This is a genomic window from Streptomyces sp. NPDC014727 (assembly GCF_043083485.1).
Lineage (GTDB): Bacteria > Actinomycetota > Actinomycetes > Streptomycetales > Streptomycetaceae > Streptomyces.
The window spans coordinates 1-18,221 of sequence record NZ_JBIBYR010000017.1; the positions used below are offsets into that span (position 1 = coordinate 1).

General features: G+C 71.3%; 12 protein-coding genes and 1 pseudogene. 5 read left to right on the forward strand and 8 right to left on the reverse strand.

What is annotated here, in order from left to right:
* Window positions 1-326: 326 nt before the first annotated feature.
* The 3 genes from ACF1B9_RS24825 to ACF1B9_RS24835 form a co-directional block, all read right to left on the reverse strand.
* A complete protein-coding gene (locus tag ACF1B9_RS24825; protein ID WP_391744283.1) occupies window positions 327-734 on the reverse strand; it encodes a hypothetical protein in 408 nt (135 codons plus the stop codon).
* A 123-nt stretch (window positions 735-857) separates the two neighbouring features.
* Window positions 858-2,978, reverse strand: a complete 2,121-nt coding sequence (locus ACF1B9_RS24830) for a sensor histidine kinase (RefSeq protein ID WP_391744281.1) — start codon at window positions 2,976-2,978, stop codon at window positions 858-860.
* Window positions 2,965-3,690, reverse strand: coding sequence for a response regulator transcription factor (locus ACF1B9_RS24835; protein WP_391744279.1), 726 nt, complete (start codon window positions 3,688-3,690; stop codon window positions 2,965-2,967). The genes ACF1B9_RS24830 and ACF1B9_RS24835 overlap by 14 nt, the downstream gene beginning before the upstream one ends.
* A gap of 350 nt (window positions 3,691-4,040) precedes the next feature.
* Here ACF1B9_RS24835 and ACF1B9_RS24840 point away from each other — a divergent pair, with 350 nt between their 5' ends.
* Entirely contained in the window at window positions 4,041-6,659 is a 2,619-nt protein-coding gene (locus tag ACF1B9_RS24840) for a tetratricopeptide repeat protein (protein ID WP_391744277.1), read from the forward strand.
* A gap of 28 nt (window positions 6,660-6,687) precedes the next feature.
* Here ACF1B9_RS24840 and ACF1B9_RS24845 read toward each other — a convergent pair whose 3' ends face one another.
* On the reverse strand, window positions 6,688-8,517 hold the full coding sequence (locus tag ACF1B9_RS24845) for a hypothetical protein (protein WP_391744274.1): 1,830 nt from the start codon (window positions 8,515-8,517) through the stop codon (window positions 6,688-6,690).
* 472 nt (window positions 8,518-8,989) lie between these two features.
* Here ACF1B9_RS24845 and ACF1B9_RS24850 point away from each other — a divergent pair, with 472 nt between their 5' ends.
* The 4 genes and pseudogenes from ACF1B9_RS24850 to ACF1B9_RS24865 form a co-directional block, all read left to right on the forward strand.
* Window positions 8,990-10,639 (forward strand): hypothetical protein, encoded by a 1,650-nt coding sequence (locus tag ACF1B9_RS24850; protein ID WP_391744272.1) that lies wholly within the window; start codon window positions 8,990-8,992, stop codon window positions 10,637-10,639.
* A 179-nt stretch (window positions 10,640-10,818) separates the two neighbouring features.
* A complete protein-coding gene (locus tag ACF1B9_RS24855; RefSeq protein WP_391744270.1) occupies window positions 10,819-12,114 on the forward strand; it encodes an esterase/lipase family protein in 1,296 nt (431 codons plus the stop codon).
* Window positions 12,115-12,138: 24 nt separating this feature from the next.
* Window positions 12,139-13,200: an alpha/beta fold hydrolase gene (locus ACF1B9_RS24860; protein WP_391744268.1), complete on the forward strand. Its 1,062-nt coding sequence runs from the start codon at window positions 12,139-12,141 to the stop codon at window positions 13,198-13,200.
* Between the two features lie 179 nt (window positions 13,201-13,379).
* Window positions 13,380-13,697: pseudogene (locus tag ACF1B9_RS24865) on the forward strand (SAM-dependent methyltransferase); the annotation flags it as partial.
* On the opposite strand, the gene ACF1B9_RS24870 reads toward ACF1B9_RS24865, so the two are convergent.
* The 4 genes from ACF1B9_RS24870 to ACF1B9_RS24885 form a co-directional block, all read right to left on the reverse strand.
* Entirely contained in the window at window positions 13,697-14,233 is a 537-nt protein-coding gene (locus tag ACF1B9_RS24870) for a DUF4232 domain-containing protein (RefSeq protein ID WP_391744266.1), read from the reverse strand. The pseudogene ACF1B9_RS24865 and the gene ACF1B9_RS24870 sit on opposite strands and share 1 nt — an antisense overlap.
* 198 nt (window positions 14,234-14,431) lie before the next feature.
* Window positions 14,432-15,799: a cytochrome P450 gene (locus ACF1B9_RS24875; protein WP_391744264.1), complete on the reverse strand. Its 1,368-nt coding sequence runs from the start codon at window positions 15,797-15,799 to the stop codon at window positions 14,432-14,434.
* A gap of 263 nt (window positions 15,800-16,062) precedes the next feature.
* Window positions 16,063-16,917, reverse strand: a complete 855-nt coding sequence (locus ACF1B9_RS24880; protein ID WP_391744292.1) for a hypothetical protein — start codon at window positions 16,915-16,917, stop codon at window positions 16,063-16,065.
* A 2-nt stretch (window positions 16,918-16,919) separates the two neighbouring features.
* Window positions 16,920-18,197: a VWA domain-containing protein gene (locus tag ACF1B9_RS24885; protein ID WP_391744262.1), complete on the reverse strand. Its 1,278-nt coding sequence runs from the start codon at window positions 18,195-18,197 to the stop codon at window positions 16,920-16,922.
* Window positions 18,198-18,221 lie beyond the last annotated feature (24 nt).

The window sequence follows — 18,221 nt, forward strand, 5'->3', positions numbered from 1 at the left end:
GTGGCACCGAGGAGGTCTGACATCCCGTCTGACCACCTCGCGGCCCACCGCCCGGGGGGGGGGGGCGCCCCCCCGCGGGGGGGGGGGGGGGGGGGCGGGGGGGGGGGGGGGGGGGGGGGGGGGGGGGCCCCGCGGGGGGGGGGGGGGGGGGGGGGCGCCGGGGGGGGGGCGCCCCCCCCACCAGGGGGAGGTGCGGCCGTTGCCGACGGTCGATCGATGTGCGGCCGATTGACGTGTGGTCAACTGCCGCACGTCGTCAACCGCACGTCGTCAACCGCCGTGCTTCGCGGTCGGTTGCCGTGAAGCACGGTGCGGTGCAGGCGGATTCAGCCGTTGCGCTGCGCGGCGGAGCGTCGGCGCAGCACCACCGTGCCCGCTCCCGCGACGAGCAGAGCGGCGGCGGCCGAACCGGCGAGGGCGGTGGTGCTGTCGCCCGAGGTACCGGCCGGCCGCTCGCCCGCGGCGACGCCACCGCGCGGAGTGACGGCGGCCGAACCCTTGGCGGCGCCGGCTCGCTCCACGGCCGGAACCGGAGTGGGACGGTCACCCGCGGCGACGCCGCCACGGGGCACCGCCGACGGCTGAGCCGCCCGCGCGGCCGCGGCGGACCGCTCGACGGACGGGGCCGACGGCGTAGGAGTGCTGTCGGCGAAGGCCGCGGCGGACGGGACGAGAACCGCGCCGGCCGCCACGGCGGCGAGGACTGCGGTACGCAGGGACAGACGGTGGGACATGGGATGGCTCCATTCCAGGTCGGCCTCGGAGGTGCCCGGTCATCGGTTCGCACCGGGCGCGAGGCATGCCGACAGGCTGGCGTGAAGTTATGAAGAAGCTGTCAGAACGCTGTGGTCATCGCATCAGGTCGAGTCCGGTCCGCGCTCCGCCGTGCCCCCCGACACGATTGCCGGGCCGAAGTCTTCCGGCCTCGTACGCACGGGACCCATCGGCAGCCGGAGTGTGAACACCGAGCCCCCGTCCACGACACTCACCGCGCTCACCGAGCCGCCATGTGCCTCGACCAGTTTCCGCACGATCGCCAGGCCCAGCCCGCTGCCACCGGTGCGGCGGCTGCGGGATTTCTCGGCACGCCAGAAGCGGTCGAACACATGGGGCAGATCATCGGCCGAGATGCCGCTGCCCGTATCGGTCACGTCCACGATCACGTCGCGGGTCACCGCGTAGCTCACCGCGTCGTCCGCCGTTACGACTTCGCCCGCTGCGCCTTCACGCGCCGTCACCTCGTCCCTCGCGGATCCGGAGACGTAGGCGTGCAAGGTGACATTTCCACCCGCCGGGGTGTGACGTATCGCGTTGGAGACCAGATTGCCGATGGCCTGACGCAGCCGGACCGGGTCGGCCGTCAGCTCGACAGTGGGCGCACCCGGTTCCGGCGTGAGGACCGTCAGCGTGACTCCCGCGGTCTCGGCCCGCGCCTGATGAGCCGCGGCGACCTGGCCCAGCACCTCCTCGGCACGCACCGGCTCGGGATGCAGCCGCAACGCACCCGCGTCGGCCGCGGCCAGATCCTGGAGGTCGTCGATGATGTGCTGCAACTGCACGGCCTCCGTGTGCAGCGACGAGATGAACGCCGGGTCGGGTTCAGCCAGTCCGTCCTGCGCCGCCTCCAGCCAGCCGCGGATGTTGCTCAGCGGGGTGCGCAGTTCATGGGCGACATCGCTGACCATGTCCTTGCGCTGTCCTTCGAGACGGGCACGGTGGGCGGCCATGTCGTTGAAGGCCGCGGCGAGCCGCCCGATCTCGTTGTCGTCGGTGACCCGTACGGGTGCGGAGTCGTCCCCGTCCCGCATCCGCTGTGCCGCACCGGTGAGGGCGTGCAGTGGCCGCACCAGCCGGGCCCCGGCCAGCACCGTGGCCCCGACCGTGAGCGCAAGGACGAGCGCCGCTGCACCCGCGATCTTCGCGGTGTTCGCCGGGGAAAGATCGAAGCCGGGCACGGTTGTACTGCTCTCGTCGCCGATGAACAGCAGCGCGGGCGAGGCGACATAGGAGCTGAGCTGTTCGCGACGGGCCGTGCCCACACAGGAGGCGGTGGCCCGGTCGTCGTCGCCGGTCCGGACGCTCGGCACGGGGGTGACCACCCGGGCACGCGCACGCGCGGCCGGCACCGGTTCGGGGCGCGCACCCCAGGACAGATCCAGATTGAGCTGCACGCCCGCGCGGTGCTGTCGTTTCAGGCAGGCGTTGGCCAACTGGTTGAGTTCCCCCAGCGCCTTGCGCTCGGTCGCTGTCGGTTGGGCCAGGTCGTCGCCCGCGCACCGGGTGCCGTCCATACGGTCGGGATCATTGCCGACGACTTCGATGCGCGGGCGACCGCTCGGTCCCTCGACCGCGTCCGCCGCCACCCCGGACCGGCTCAGACACGCCACACTCAGCTGGGCGGCACGCCGCAACGCCGTACGTTCGGCCGGGGGCAGCCGGAACGGACCGACCGCGCGCGGGTCGACACGGTCGGCCGTCGCACCCGTGCGGCCCACCGTCTGGGACAGCGCCGTGTCCATGGACAGCGGATCGACGATCGCCGACGCCTCGGGCGGCAGCGCGGGTGCGGGCGGGGACGGCCGGTCGGCGGAATCGGCAAGGGGCCGCCGCTGCTCGGTGGTGAGGGCGATCCGACGGCCGGACCGCCGCGCCAGATCGCGCACGGTGCTGTCGACGCCGTCCCAGGTGGGATGGGTCGCCGCGTATCCGAGCAGCGTGTTGTAGATCCGGGCGTCGGCGGTGAGATTCTGCCCCTGTTCCTGTTTGATGGCGCCGGAGGTGGTCTGCACGGCGAGCCAGGCGGTCGCGGCCACCGAACATGCCGCCACCAGCGCCGACACCGCGAGCAGGCGGCCGAACAGACTCTTGCGGAGCGGCAGCCGAGCCCGCTCCTGACGATCGGGTTGATGCTGACCGCGAAGCCGCGCCCGCCGTTCACGGCGAGGGGACACGTCGTCCACCCCGCTACGACGACGCACGCGCGGCGTTCCTCGCCGGGTCCGTCAGCTTGTAACCCACACCGAAGACGGTGAGGAGCCGGGCGGGCCGACGCGGCGCGGGCTCGATCTTCTTCCGCAGGTTCATGATGTGTACGTCGACGGTGCGGAAACTGACGTACCGGTCGAAGCCGTGCAGCTCCTCCAGCAGCCGCTGCCGCGTGAAGACCCGCTCGGGCTCGGCCGCCATGGCGGCGAGAATGCGGAACTCACCGGGGGTGCACTCCACGGACCGGCCCTCGACCGCCACCTCGTGCCGTACCGGGTCGACCGTCAACGCGCCGACCCTCAGCGCCTGGTCCACGGCAGGTTCGGCGGTCGCGACCCGCCGGGTGCGGCGCAGCAGCGTCCGCACACGCGCCATCAACTCGCGTGGACTGTACGGCTTCGTCATGTAGTCGTCCGCGCCCAGATCCAGACCGAGCAGCAGATCGTCCTCGGTGCTGCGGGCCGTCAGCATCAGCACCGGCACCTCCCGCTGCTCGGCACGCAGCACCCGTATCACGTCCAGGCCGTCGGCCCGCGGCATCATCACATCGAGCACCAGCAGATCGGGCTCCCGGTGCCGGACCTCGGCGAGAACCGCGAGGCCGTCCCCGACGACCGTGACCGTGTGACCCTCGTGTTCGAGGTAACGGCGAACGAGTTCGGCCTGTTTCTCGTCGTCTTCGGCGACTATGACGTTTGCGCACACGCGGACGATCGTAGAGGAGGCCGCGCGCCGCTCGTGGCGCCGGACCGCCGGGTTCACCGTGGAGGGGGCCACCGGCCCATGGGCTGGACCCGCGGACACCGGACCGGGGAGGGAGCACGGGTGAGCAGCAACTGCGGTGCCGAGGGCGAGGGGCGCTCCGGGGCGCGTCCGGTTCCGGGCCCGCTGCCGTCCGGGTTGTGGAGACGCGGAGGGGCACGGTGGCTCCGATCTTGCCGTGGGCCCCGCCGACTGGTCTTGTGTACCGCGGGCGCCTTGGGGTGTCCGTGACAACGAGGTCCACCGGTGGCAGGCGCGCAGACGCGGTCCGGCGGGGGAGAAGTGGTGAGTCGGTGACCGGACGCGATGCACGGGGCACGGTGTCCGAGGGGCTTCGCGAGGCGATACGCGGCACCGCCGAGGACATCGCCGCACTGCTGCACGGGGTTGCCGACACGAGCGTTCCCGTGCCCCGCTCGGAGTGGACCGTCGGGCAGGCGGCGGCACATCTGGCGCAGGCCAACGAGCTGATGGCGGACATCGCGGCCGGACAGGAGCGCAGCTACGGGGACGGAACGCCGCAGAGTCTGGCCGCGGCCAACGAGCGCGCTCTCGCCGCCTTCGGGGAACGGGACGCGGATCCGCTGGCCGGGTTGATCGTGACGCACGCCGAAGCGTACCTCTCGGCGGTGGACCGGTGCACGTCGGATCGAGATGGTCATCCTCCCCGTGTTCAGGGGATATTGACCTGTCTGACGCTAACGTTGATCCGCACGGTGGCAGCGGCGGTGCCGGGGAGGGCGCACCGCGCGGAACACCGGGAACGAGGAGTGCGCGACATGCTGGATCCCACTTCGGTGGCGGCCATTTCGGCGGTACTCGGCGCGGTTGGTTCGGGGATGGCCAACGAGGCCGGAAAGTGGGCCTGGGAATCGACCGGCGGTGTCGTACGGCGCATCGTCGGCCGGGAGGTTCCCGCGCCCGTCGGTCCGGGTGAACAGGACGACCTGGCCCGCATGGTCCATGAGCAGCTCCGTGCGAACCCCCAACTCGCCGCCTACTGGAGTGCGTTCGCGGCACGATTGCCAGGCGGACCGGCTCCTGCCCGAGCCGTGCAGTCACACCTCCCCGCCTCCATAAGGTTCTTCACGGACCGCAGGGAGGCGATGAGGCGGCTGCGGCGCGAGGCATCCCGGCGCCCGGACGGGCGACCCCGGCTGGCCCTGGTGCACGGCCCCGACGGCATGGGTTCCAGCACCCTCGCCGTGCACTTCGGATCCACGCCCACCCGTCTCTTCCCCGACGGCCGGATCTACGCCGACCTCGGCGGTCGGGGCGCCGGGAGCGCACGCGACGCCGGAACCGTGCTTCGGGCACTGCTCCGCCAACTCGGAGTGCGGGACGAGGAGATGCCGCCCGCCACCGACCGCCTCGGTGAGTTCTTCCGGCAGTGCGTGTCGGACCGTCGGCTCCTGGTCGTGCTCGACCACGCGCATTCGGCAGCCCAGGTGAGGCCGTTCCTCACGTCGGCGCCGGGGGTGTTCACCATCGTCGTCGCCCGGACCCCGTTCCCCGGTCTCGACGCCGTACGGGTCCCGGTGGGGCCGCTCGCGGACCGGGACGCGGTGCGTCTGCTCACCGACATCACCGACAAATCAACTGTTGCCGCGGCCCGTGCCACGCTGCCGTCGCTGCTCGCACGCTGTGGCGGTTCGCCGTATGCCCTGCGCGCAGCGGCGGACCGGCTGTCCGCCCCGCCGCCCGCGCTCCACCGGACCGGGGCGGAGGACGACCCGGTACGCGGGGCGGCGGAGGACAACTACCGGCTCCTGGAGCCGGAAGCCGCCCGGCTGTACCGGCTGATGGCGCTGCGCGACTGGCCCGCCTTCGACGCCGCGACGGCCGGGCGGACCACGGGCCAGGACCCGTCGGTCGTCACCGGGCTGCTCGCGGGCCTCGCCGACCTGATGCTCCTGGAACGCGGCGGTGACGGGACCGGCGACAGGCGCTACCACTACCGCCCCGCCGTCCGCGCACACGCCGAGGCGACAGCGATCCGCGAGGACGGAATCGCGGCCTGTTCCGCGGCTCTCACCCGCACCCTGCTCGCCTACGCGGACCTGGCGACTTCGGCGGCGCATCAGGCGCTCCCGGAGAGCTGGCGCGTCCCGGCACCCGCCGACGACCGCACCGGGCAGAGCTACGAGGGCCGGGGCGCGGCCCTGGAGGCGCTGCTCGCGGAGTCCGGCAACCTCGTCGAGGCCGTTCGCTGCGCCGAGGAGTCGGGCGACCCCGACATCGCTCTGCGCCTGTGCCGCTCCCTGTGGCCGTTGCAGCTCAAGGCGGGGCACCACGAGATGCTGCTGCCGGCGCTCCGGATCGGAGTCCGCCTCGCCGACGCCCATCTTCCGGGAAGCCGCGACGCCGGAGCGCTCCACGCCCAACTTGCGCATTCCTTGACGGAGTTGGGGAGCTGGGAAGAAGCGGGGACGGAGTCCCTCGCGTCGGCGCGGGCCGAGGAGTCGGCCGACCACACACGAGGCCACGCCTCGGCCGTGGAGTTCCTGGGCCTGCTCAGGCTGCGGCAGTGGCGATACCGGGAGGCTTACGAGTGCTTCGACGAAGCGGACGGCATCCTGAACACCATGGGCGCACACGAGGACGGGACCGCTGACCTGCCGCGCGCCCAGGCGCTGCTGCAACGCCATCGCGGGCGGGCCCTACGCGGCCTGGGTGAGCTGGAGGAGGCCCGGGAAAGGCTGGGGACCGCACTGCGTCACTTCCGGGCGAGCGGCGACACGTACAACACGGCCCGGACGCTCACTGATCTGGCCGAGACCTGGCTGGACGGTGAGGACACCGAGGCGGCGCTGCCCCTGATCGACGAGGCGATCACGACGCTCGATGGCCAGCGTGCGGATTATCACCTGTCGCACCTGCTGCGCATGCGGGAGCGCTGCGTCACCCCGTAAGTCCTCATTCCCGGCCCGTTCGCCCCCTTCACCTCGCCGATTCCGGAGGGGCCAGAGGAACGACCCGCACGTCGTGCAGGCCGCTGCCCGTCCGCACGCAGAGCCCGTCGGTCACCGCCCGTGCGAGCCGCTCGTCGGCCGCGACCGTGTCGTGGCTGCCGGTGGCGAGCCACGCGTACAGGGCGGAGGCGAAGGCGGCGGGGTCCACACCGGACACCCCTTCCGTGCCGGCGGCGGGCACGGCCACCAATCGGAGCGGTTCTTCACCTCGCACCCGGACCACGCACTCGGACGGCCCGCTCACGTAGGCCGCCAGGGAACAGCCGTGATGGCGGCGGAGGACCTCGGCGGTCCAGACCGACGGGGATCCGAAACGGGGATCGTCGGGTGCCCCGTCCCGGAAGATGACATCGGCCAGATCCAGCTGCTCCACGTCACGGGTGTCCTCGTGCACGGCGACGTGCGCTTCCCCGCCCTCGTCCGAGCGCGCTCCCGGCGGCTCCGTCCAGCGGCCGAGCGCGATCCTTCCCGGTCCGAGTACCTGCGACAGAACGTGCAGGGGGACGGTGACCGTGCCGGGCTCGTAATCGGGAAGCGGGAGCGGTTTGAGCGAGGCAGCCCGGCCGGGTTCTGGCGCGCCCATCATCGAGTAGAAGAGTCTGCGCAATCGGACTGCGGATTCGCCCGGCACGGAGGTGGTGAACACGGCAGGCCCGGCCAACGGCCGGTGACGGACGATGAGTTCCTCGATCTGTGCCGCCAGTGAGGCAGTGGGATCGAGTCGCGGCGCCTGCCGCATGAACGTGGAGATCGGCGCATCGGGATCGAGGGCGTCGAGCGGCGCGGCTCCCAGGAGCACAGGGGTGCCGAGGGCGGCCGCGTAGTAGGTGACGGAACCGTGGTCCCCGATCACGGCATCGGCCGCCAGCAAGGCCTGCCGCCACCCCTTCAGCGGATCGATCAGCGTCAGCCCGCCGCGCCGCGCGCGATCCAGCCAGGCGCGGATCTGACCGGGCCCGTGGCCGTGCCAGACATTGGGGTGCAGTACGGCGGCGAATCGATACTCGTCCACGGGGAACTCGGCAGCCACCCGATCCAGTAGCGCAGCCACGGCATCACTCCCGTTGCCGCCCCTGCCTTCTGCGCCGTCACCGAGAAGCGAATCGGAGTTCCAGGTCGAATTGAGCAGGACGAGCCGCTGTCCCGGCCGCACGGCCAGCGCACGGCGGAAGCGCTCGCGGTAAGGCCGCGCGGCGAGCATCCGGTCGAAGCAGGGGTCCCCCGCGAGAACGGCGGTCGGTGCCGCCTCGGGGCACGCGGCGCTCAAGCGTTCGTACTGCTCGGGGTGGGAGAGGACGAGCGCGTCCGCGACAGGAGTGCCCCGCGACAGAAGCCACTCCGGCGCAAGCCCGAAGACGGGCGCAGGCGCCGCCCCCGCCCCCGACCCGGTGTCCGGTGTCCGGTGTCCGGTGTCCGGTGCTGCCAGCCTCTTAGTGTATCCGACGCCGTGCGAGAGAATGACCAACTTCCCGGAGAACAGCTCCAGTTGACCGCCGAAGCTCGCGGAGACGACCAGATCCACCGGAGTCTGGACCGCCTGTTCCCACGGCAGGACCGGCACCCCGGTCTCGGCCAGCAACTCGGCCGTGCCGGCCGCGAACGCCGAGGAGCCCGTACAGGTCACCAGCAGCTGGACACGCAGGTCGTCGTCGAACAGCGGAAGCACATCGAGCAACCGGGTCGCGGCAGTCACGTTGTGCACGACGACGAGGACCCGCAGGCACTTGGCCCGGGTAGTCCACCGCGCCGCGTCGTCCCCCACCGGCACGCGCACCCACTCCGCCCGTCCGTACCCCATTCGTCCACTCCCTGCCCGCCCCGGCCCGCTCGCGGGATCACGATAGTCAACCGGTGCGACCACCGGGCACAACGCCTGGCTGCGCCTCGCCCGCCGCCATCTGGACGCGGTGGAGCGCCGCTCCGTCCACGAGTCCCTGCTCGAAGTTGTCCCGCGGTACATCTTCGATGTCACTCGCGGCCAGGACGCCGAGGCGTAAGTCGCCTACCGCACAGGGAACTTGGTCCTCGGCGAGTACGACGTACGGCTGCCGCCGGGCTTACCCTGGACAACCCCCTGGCCGACGGCGAGAGCCAGGGTCTTTCGTTCGGATCGAGCCCGGCACGGTCCGAACGAGAAGCCCCGGATCTCCACCCTCACCGCCCCGGGCCACGGCGCCCGCCACCGCCCCGAGAACCCGACCCACCGAACCTCACAGCTCAGAGCCCAGGCGGCCCGTCGAAGGCGATCGGCCGCCACGAAAGGATTGCCGATGGAGCCTCGCGGCTACCGCATGGTGATATCGACCCGGCAGGACTTCGTCACCACCTCCGCCCACGCCGAGCGCCAGCTCTACACCTGGCTCGAGAAGCAGAAGCGCTACGACGCCTCGGCGCTGGACGAGGGCCGCAACGACATCGCCCCCGACGTCACCCTGGACCGGGATTCGTCGTCCGGCCGGCACGGTGCGTACACCCGTTGGCGGATGCGCGAGACCCCCTCGCCGCAGATCGGTACGTGGCAGTCCACTCTCGTCGTCCGGGACGACCCACAGGACGACGAGCGCCGCACCTGGATCCAGGTCGATGTCGAGCACCGGCCCACCGCTGCGGACCAGCACCCCACACGTGCGAAGACCCCCGGCATCGCGCGTCTGCTTCTGGACTCGCTCGACGCCCGGGACGGCCTCGCCGAGGTGAAGGCCAAGCCCGCCTTCATCGAACCCGAGGACGTCCCCGAGGTCATCGAGGAACTCTGCGATGCGGAGCGTCGGCTGCCGATCGTCGTCGCCAGCGTTCCCTACGGCGCCGACCCCGACGTCTGGGCCGATTCGACGGTGGAGAAGGCGTACGGCCATCTCTCCGGTCTCGCCGTGCTGTACGTCCTGTCTCCCGAGGCCCAACCCGCCTTCAACCAAGCCCTGGAGTTCCACCCGGTGTTCGGCGGTGGCATCCGCACGTACGTCCCGGGAATCGACCCCGCCTGGAAACCCGACGCACAGCGGCACCCCGTGATGTCCCGGCGGACCATCGAGGCCGATATACGCCGAGCCGCCTCCACGCTCGCCTCGCTCCCGCAGCGTCTGGCCCTGTACCAGCCGTTGCCGGGTGCCCTGGATTCGCTGCCCATCCAGCGGACGAGGCCGCGCCCCCAGGAGCACGGCACGAGCGTCGAGAAGCTCACCGGCGAGAACGCGACCCTGAACGCGATGCTTGCCGAGGCCGAGGAGACGGAGAGTTCGCAGGCGCAGAAGATCAGCGAACTCAAATCGGACCTGGGCAAGGCGGACCGTACCGCGCACGAGCTTCGCGGTGAGAACGAGGAACTGTACGAACAGTTCCGGTCCGCACAGCGCCAGGTCCGGTTCCTCCAGGACAGGCTTGCGGAAGCCGGTCAGTACGAGGCTGCCTACTCCACCCCCGAGACTCCTGACCTCGACTATCCGGGGACCTTCTCCGACCTGCTCGACCGGCTCGGCGAGCTGCCGTATCTCTCCTTCACCGGTAAGGCGAAGATCACCCGTGATCTGGACAGCCAGTCCGTGGACAGCTGGCTTCGCGTGGCATGGGACGCTCTGTGCGCCCTGAACTGCTACGCCGAAGCGTCTGCGAACGGTTCGGCAGGCGGCGACTTTCTCAGCTGGTGCAAGGGGGAGGAGTCGCGTGACCACCCCTTCCCGGCGGCCAAGGTGGCGATGCGGGAGTCGGACACCGTCGCCCGCAAGGACAAACTCCGGCGTGAGCGCATGCTTCCCGTGCCGAAGGAGGTACATCCCGACGAGGTGGTCTTCATGCAGGCGCACCTGCGTATAGGCTCCGGCAACACCATCGCGCCCCGGCTGCACTTCTACGACGACGGGCCCCAGACCGGCCTGGTGTACGTCGGGTACATCGGCCCTCATCTGCGTAACACTCTGACCTGAGACCCGATGCCGACCGGCCCGGTCCGTCTTCGGACCGGGCCGGCCCTCCACGAGGACCCGGGTCTCGAAACCCGGGTCCCGAGACCCGGCACATGGCGACACGACACACCCCTGCGCCCCGTAGCTATGGCTGCTCACCCCATGGGAAGGTCCGCCGCACCGTCCTACCGTGGCGGATCTTGACCACCGAGCCCACCCCGGACGGGAGAGCCGCGATGCGCAGAGCAACGAGCACCTTGCTCGGCATGCTCCTCACACTGCTGACCCTCGGAGCAGCCACCACACCGGCCCACGCCGCCCCACCCGGCTACCTCAGCCTCGAAGCCACCTACACCACTGTCGCCAACGGCTGGGACCGCGTCGACCGCTACCTCGACACCACCAGCGGCTTCCACGCCGAGCAGTACCCCCAGGACGGCCGCGGCGACCAGGACGGTCAGCGACGCACCTTCTTCGGCGGCGTCAAGCAGCCCTACTCCGGCCGCTTCCTCCTCTACTCCGCCCCCGGCTGGAACAGCGGCAGCCACCAGACCCCCGTCCTCCTCGTCCACGGCGCCAACGACAACGCCGACCGCGCCTGGGCCAACCCCGGCGAATCCGGTGGCTACGGCTGCGGTGCGGCCTCTTGCCCCGGCACCGGACTCATGCAGTACCTCGCCGCCCGCGGCTACCGCGTCTTCGCCGTCAACTTCGCCCACAAACAGGGCGACAACCTGATGCAGGCCCAGCAGGTCGGCGACGCCATCGCCGTCATCAAGGACCGGCTCGGCGTCGGCCAGGTGGACCTCGTCGGCTGGAGCAAGGGGGAGATGTCCACCCGCGCCTACGTCTCCTCACTGCGCCCCACCTGGGGACGTCCCTACGCCGGAGACGTACGCCGCCTCATCACCCTCGGCGGTCCCAACGGCGGCTACGACTACCCCTACGCCCACGGCTGGGCCCACGACTTCAGCATCTGGCCGCAGTGCGGCGGCAGCGTCAATGCCCCCTCGCCCCACCTCTACATGACCTGCTACGGCACCTACACCGCCCACCCAGAGTTCGCCTTCACCCCCACCGACGGCTACGACGTCTATCCGGGACAGCGGCAGATGCTCGCCCGCTGGGACGCCACCTACGGCATCGACATGACCCAACAGGACTGGTACACCACCTACCACGGCGGCCAGGGCTTCTACACCTCCGGCACCGGTATTCAGACCGCGATCGACGCCGGCTCCCTCATCGCCCCCCTCCACAAGGCAGGCATCCCCGGCACCGTCGCCACCTACCTTCTCGCCGGTGGCTCTCCCAGCGTCCTCGGCATCTACAACGAGAACCGCGGACCCAGCGACGGCGTGGTCTTCGTCGACAGCGCGCTCGACCGCACCGGCATCGCCAACGTCGCCGGCACTGCCCTCATCTCCACCGCCAACCACCTCCAACTCGGCTGGCACTCCTCCGCCTGCGCCCAGATCGCCTCCTGGCTCGGCTGAGCCCGCCACACCGAAGGACGGACCATGACCCCGCCCGCACTCCTGCCCGGCATCCACGCTCGACGCATCACCACGCCGCGGCTCACCCTCAACCTCCTCGAACTGGCCGACCGGACCGGTGAACCCGTCCTCTTCGTCCACGGCAACGTCTCCGCCGCCACCTTCTGGCAGCAGACCATGCTCGACCTGCCCGACGCCTACCGCCCCCTCGCCGTCGACCTCCGCGGCTTCGGTGACACCGATTCCCTCCCCGTCGACGCCACCCGCGGCCTCCGGGACTACAGCGACGACCTCAGCGCGTTGCGTGACACCCTCGCGCTCGACCGCGTCCACCTCGTCGGCTGGAGCATGGGCGGCGGCATCGCCCTCCAGCACCTCCGCGATCACCCCACAGCCGTCCGCAGCCTCAGCCTCGTCAACCCTGTCTCCCCCTACGGCTTCGGCGGCACCCACGGTCCGGACGGCCGGCTCAATCACCCCGACGGCGCCGGCTCCGGCGCAGGCACCGTCAACCCCGAATTCGTCCAGCGCCTCGACGACGGCGACCGCAGCGAGGACTCACCACTCTCCCCCCGCGCCGTCCTCGCCTCCAGCTACGTCAAACCGCCGCTCCGCCCCGCACTGGAGGACGCCTTCGTCGACGCCATGCTCTCCACCCGCACCGGAGACGACCACTACCCCGGCGACACCCGTCCCAGCGACCACTGGCCCGGCACCGCCCCCGGCTCCCGAGGTGTCCTCAACGCCATGGCCCCCACCCACTTCCGCATCGACGACCTGCACCGGATCGACCCCAAACCGCCCATCGGCTGGATCCGCGGCACCGACGACCTCATCGTCTCCGACACCTCCCTCTTCGACCTCGCGCACCTCGGGGCCCTGGGCGCCGTCCCCGGCTGGCCCGGCGCCGAGCACTGCCCCGCCCAGCCCATGGTCGCCCAGACCCGCCACGCACTCGATCACTACGCCGCCGCCGGCGGCCCCGTCCGCGAAACGGCCATCCCCGACGCCGGCCACGCCGTCCACATCGACAAATCCAAGGAGTTCACCGCCGCCCTCCTCGACACCCTCACCGCGGGCCGGTGAAGTGGCGGGTGGAGGAGTTGGCCCGGTTGATGCCAGAAGCGCCAGTGACCGTATTCGACCACAACTGTCCTGATCCCCAGGCAGGTTGAGGCCACTATTTGATCACTTTGCGCTCGGAGGTCTCCATGAGTGAGCAGTAGTCATCCGTCACACCTCCCGCCACGCCGGTCTCCGGGCGCATCGACACCACGCGGCCTCACTCCGCCCGTTTCTGGAACTACTTCGTGGGCGGCAAGGACAACTACGAGGTCGACCGCGAGATCGGCGATCAGATCAAGGCGCTCTTCCCCGGGCTCGTCGATGTCGCCGTGGCGGGGCGGCAGTTCCTGCAACGCTCGGTGAGCCACCTGGTGGAGGAGAGGAGCATCCGGCAGTTCCTCGACATCGGCACCGGCCTGCCGACCGCGGACAACACGCACGAGGTCGCCCAGGGCATCGCCCCCGATGCGCGGATTGTCCACGTCGACAACGACCCGCTGGTCCTGGCCCACGCCCGTCAGCCCAGCGCGTCCGCCAAGGCATTGTCCGCCGTGGCGCGCGACTCGTGCCACAGAGTGGTGACCGGGATCCATACATGGACTCCCGTGGGCATGCCCACGGTGGCCGCGCGGAAGGTGACTCCCTGGTGGGAGGGGTCGGCCGCCACGGACAGGCTGCCGACCACATGTCCTTCGGTGGCCTCGGGGTCCGCCGTGCGTACGGCGGCGTACGCGCGCTCGTCCACGGAGAGTACGTAGGCGCCGCTCCCGGCGGGTGGCACGGGCTCGGCGGAACCGTCCAGGCTTTTGAAGGTGACCGTCGGGATCCGGTCCACGACACAGGTCCGGCCGCTGTGGTTGGTGACGCTGATACGGGCGACATTCCGCTGTCCGCCGGGTGCGGCACGCACCTCCAGGGCCCGCTCAGGGCAGATCCCGGGACGGCTGACGGCCTGGGCGAGGGCCGTACCGGTCGTGGCCGACGCCGCGGCGGCGGTCAGCGTCAGGGCGGCCGCGACGGTGAATGCGGGGGCGAGAGGGGAGCAGAGACGCATGGTGTTTCTCCTGTGGGATCGACAGCCTGCGGATGCGGCCGGACGGCCCGGCGGCCGGGTGGACCGCCATGGACAGTGTGACCTGTGTCTCTCGCACCCCGCGACAGATCGGACCTATCGGTTCGATGTCTCTGGATGTCGGCGACGGAGACGATCTCGGAGCCCGCGCCCTCCCCGGCCGTCCTGCCCCGTGCACCGCTACCGTGCCCGGAGCGTCGCCCTCACCTCGCGGTCGGGCTGGAGCGTCAGCGCCGGTACGGGGTTGACGACGCCCGGGTCCACGTCCAGTCGGAACCGGCGGGCCAGCACGGCCAGGATCAGCACCGCCTCGACCATCGCGAACCGCGTCCCCAGGCAGACCCTGGGGCCGCCGCCGAACGGGAACCAGGCGTACTCCGCGATCTCGTCGCCCGCCTCCGGATCCCAACGCTCGGGGCGGAACTCCTCCGGCTCGGGAAACCAGCGCTCATCACGGTGCGTCGCCCACTGGCTCGTCCACACCCTGGTGCCGCGCGGCATCGGGACACCGCCGATCCGCGCGCCCTCCTTGGCGACGCCGGTGACCAGCCAGATCGTCGGGTAGAGCCGCAGGGTCTCCTTGACCACGCACTGGGTGTACGTCAGCCGGGCGTAGTCGTCGAACTCCGGCTCTCGGTCGCCGAGGACCCGGTCCAGCTCCTCGTCGAGCGCGGCGCGCACCCGGGGATCGCGGGACAGCAGATACCAGGCCCACACCAGCGTGGAACTGGTCGTCTCGTGTCCGCCGATGTACAAGGTGACCGTCTCGTCGCGTATCTCCTGGTCCGTGAGGTGCGCGCCCGTCTCGTCCACCGCGGTCAGGAGCCGGCTCAGCAGGTCGGGGCGGTCGTCCCCGCCGTCGCGGTGCCGGGCGACCACCCGGCCCACCTCGGCGTCGATGACCGCGGCGGCCCTCCTGATCCTGGCCCGGCCCGGCGTCGGTACCCAGTCCGGCAACAGCGCGCCGATGCCGGCGAACTCCTTGCCGATCTCCTGCTGTGCCACATCCATGGCCCGGCCCATCGCTTCGGCGTCGGCCGGGGTGTCCACACCGAAGATCGTGCGGACCGCGATCCTCTGCGTCAGCGCCGCCATCTCCCGCTTGACGTCCACGCGTTCACCGACGGACCAGGTGTCCGCCAGCTCCACCGCGCTGCTCGCCATCGTCGCCGCGTACGAGCGCACCTGCTTGGGCCGTACGGAGGGCTGCACCAGCGACCGCTTCCGTCGCCAGTCCGTACCGCGGGCCACCACCACGCCGTTGCCCATCACCGTGCGGAAGGCGATGCCGAGTGCGGGCTGGTCGAAGGTGCGTTCCGTCTCGGTGAGCAGTTCGCCGATGCACTCGGGATCGGCTATGTACACACACGAGTTGGGGCCGAATCGCCAGCCGACCATGTCCCCGTGACCGCGCAGCCGCTCGAAGAAGGCGAGGGGGTTCTTCGCGAACCACGGCAGGTTGCCGAGGAACGGTAACCCCTTCGGGCCGGGCGCGATCGTGTGGCCTCGCGGTTCGGCGCCGACGGCCGGGCCGGTCTCCGTGGACATGAAAGTCTCCGCTCCCTTGTGGCGCACCCGGCGGGGTGCGCAGCGACCTGACGTCAGCTGTATCGCACGGCGTGGAAGGTGCCATCGACCTTGCGCGGTACGTGAGTTGTCGAGGGTAGCCGTCGTGGGGCCCGGAGCGCGCGGGTGATGGGGCAGCGGAGGGGGATCTCTACGCCGTCGCCGGACGGGCTCGGTTCCTGAGCCCGTCCGGCGACACCTGTCGGGGGGCTCCCGGCCAGGAGCCCGTCCCGCGACGCGTGGGGTCAGACGCCCGGCGGAACCCGGGACGGGCGGCCGCTGCCGCGGGTGAGGGAGTAGCCGAAGACCGCCGCGAGCGCCCCCAGGACGCCGCCGCCGACCGTCCACAGCCAGCGGTCGGTCCACCAGCCGGAGGCCCAGCCGTCCTCGGGCTCGCTGCCGAGCGAGACCTTGGCCGACGTGTCTTCACCACCGGTGGCCGGTGAGTCCGACGCGTCCGAGGCCGGTGAGACGACGGACGTACCGGGGACCAGCGGCCGGGCGAGGGTGCCGTCGACGTCCGCGGCGCCGCCCTTGTCGGCCGACGTGACCTCGACCTCGGTCTGCACCGGGAGACCGAGGTCCGTCGAGGGCAGATCGACGACCGTGAGGCGCACGTAGTAGCTGCCCGGCAGTGGGTCGTCGGCCCACGGCTCGGACCAGGCGCGGACGGTCCGCAGCACACAGGTCAGCTCGACGGTCGACGCGTCGGCGGCCGCCTTCCCGGTCTGACGGCCGTACATGCAGGCCTGACGGCGCCGCAGCCCGTCGTACACATCGACCTGCCAGGTCGACGCGCCGTGCCGGGTGGCGGTCTCCGGCAGGGTGATCTTGGCCTTGACGGTGGCGCGCTGGCCCGCGTCGGCGGGGAACACCCAGTACAGGTAATCACCCGTGGAGGCACCGGCGGTGGCGCGCTGGTTCTGCTGGACCGCCGTGGCCGTCCGGAAAGTGGTGCCGGCCTCGGTGGGGCCGGACGCGCTGTCCGAGGCGCTCGGGTCCGGGCTCGCCGACGGGTCGTCGGCCGAGGCGGCGCCCGCCGACGTCAGCAGGGCGAGGCCGGTCAGCAGCGCGCCCGCGAGCACACGTGTCGTACGCATCATCAGTTGGTCCTCCAGACGGCGACGCGCCAGCGCGAGATCCAGCCGGTCAGCAGGCCCGCGACCAGCCCGGTGAGCACCAGTACGCCGAGCAGCCACCAGCCGTGGCCGAGACCGAACGCGGCGACATCGGCCGCGTCGTGCGGGGCGTCCACCAGGTCCACGGTCAGCTCGACCGGCATGCCGGGCTCCGTCTTCACCGAGGCCGGTGCCGAGAAGGAGTTGCTCAGCTGGAGGCACACGGTCTCGGCGGGAGGTTCGGTGCCGTCGTCCGCGGCGTCCTGTTCCGGCTTCGGGTAGCGCAGGCCGGAGGAGATCGCGTCGGTGCGGCCGGTGCCCGACTCCGAGCCCCGGACGATCTCCCGCCCGTGCACGGTCACCGCGCGCAGCAGCACACCGTAGTCGTCGTTCACGGCACGGTCCGCCGAGACGCTGACCGAGGCGCGCAGCTCCTGACCGGGGCGCACGTCCACCCGGTACCAACGGTGCTCGCCGATCTTCTCCCGGTCGGTGTACAGGCCGGCCTTGAGCTCGGGAGCCTTGGAGCAGCGGTCCGCGCCCTCGGTCGCCACCGGCGTGACGACGGGCTCGGCCGCCCGGTCGACCAACTGCTTGACGCGCCCGGAGAGTTCATCGGCGTGCTGGACGGCGGTGTAGGTGCCGCCGGTGGCCTCGGCGATGCAGGTCAGCTGCTCACGGATCTTCGCGTTCGGCACCAGGCCCAGCGTGTCGATGACGAGGTGGATGCCGCGGGCCGCGATGTCACGTGCCACCTCGCACGGGTCGAGCGGGCCGCAGGTGTCCTCGCCGTCGCTGATCAGCACGATCCGGCGGGTGGAGTCACCGCCTTCGAGGTCGTCGGCGGCGCCCAGCAGGGCCGGACCGATCGGGGTCCAGCCGGTGGGTGCCAGGGTGGCGACCGCGGTCTTCGCCTCGGTGCGGTCCAGCGGACCGACCGGGTACAGCTGCTTGGTGTCCTTGCAGCCGACCTTCCGGTCATTGCCCGGGTAGTCGGCGCCGAGCGTCCGGATGCCGAGCTCCACCTGCTCGGGCACCGCGTCCAGGACCTCGTTGAACGCGTGCTTCGCCGCGGCCATCCGGGACTGGCCGTCGATGTCACGGGTCCGCATCGAACCACTGACGTCGAGCACCAGCTCGACCTTGGGGGCGGCTTTGGTGGGGGTCTCATCGGCTGCGGCGGGAAGTGCCGTACCGAGCCCGGCGGTCAGGGTGGCGAGCAGAATACCCACCCCGACCGTCAGCCTTCTTCTTATGATCATCGCCGGATACTATTGAAGATCGCC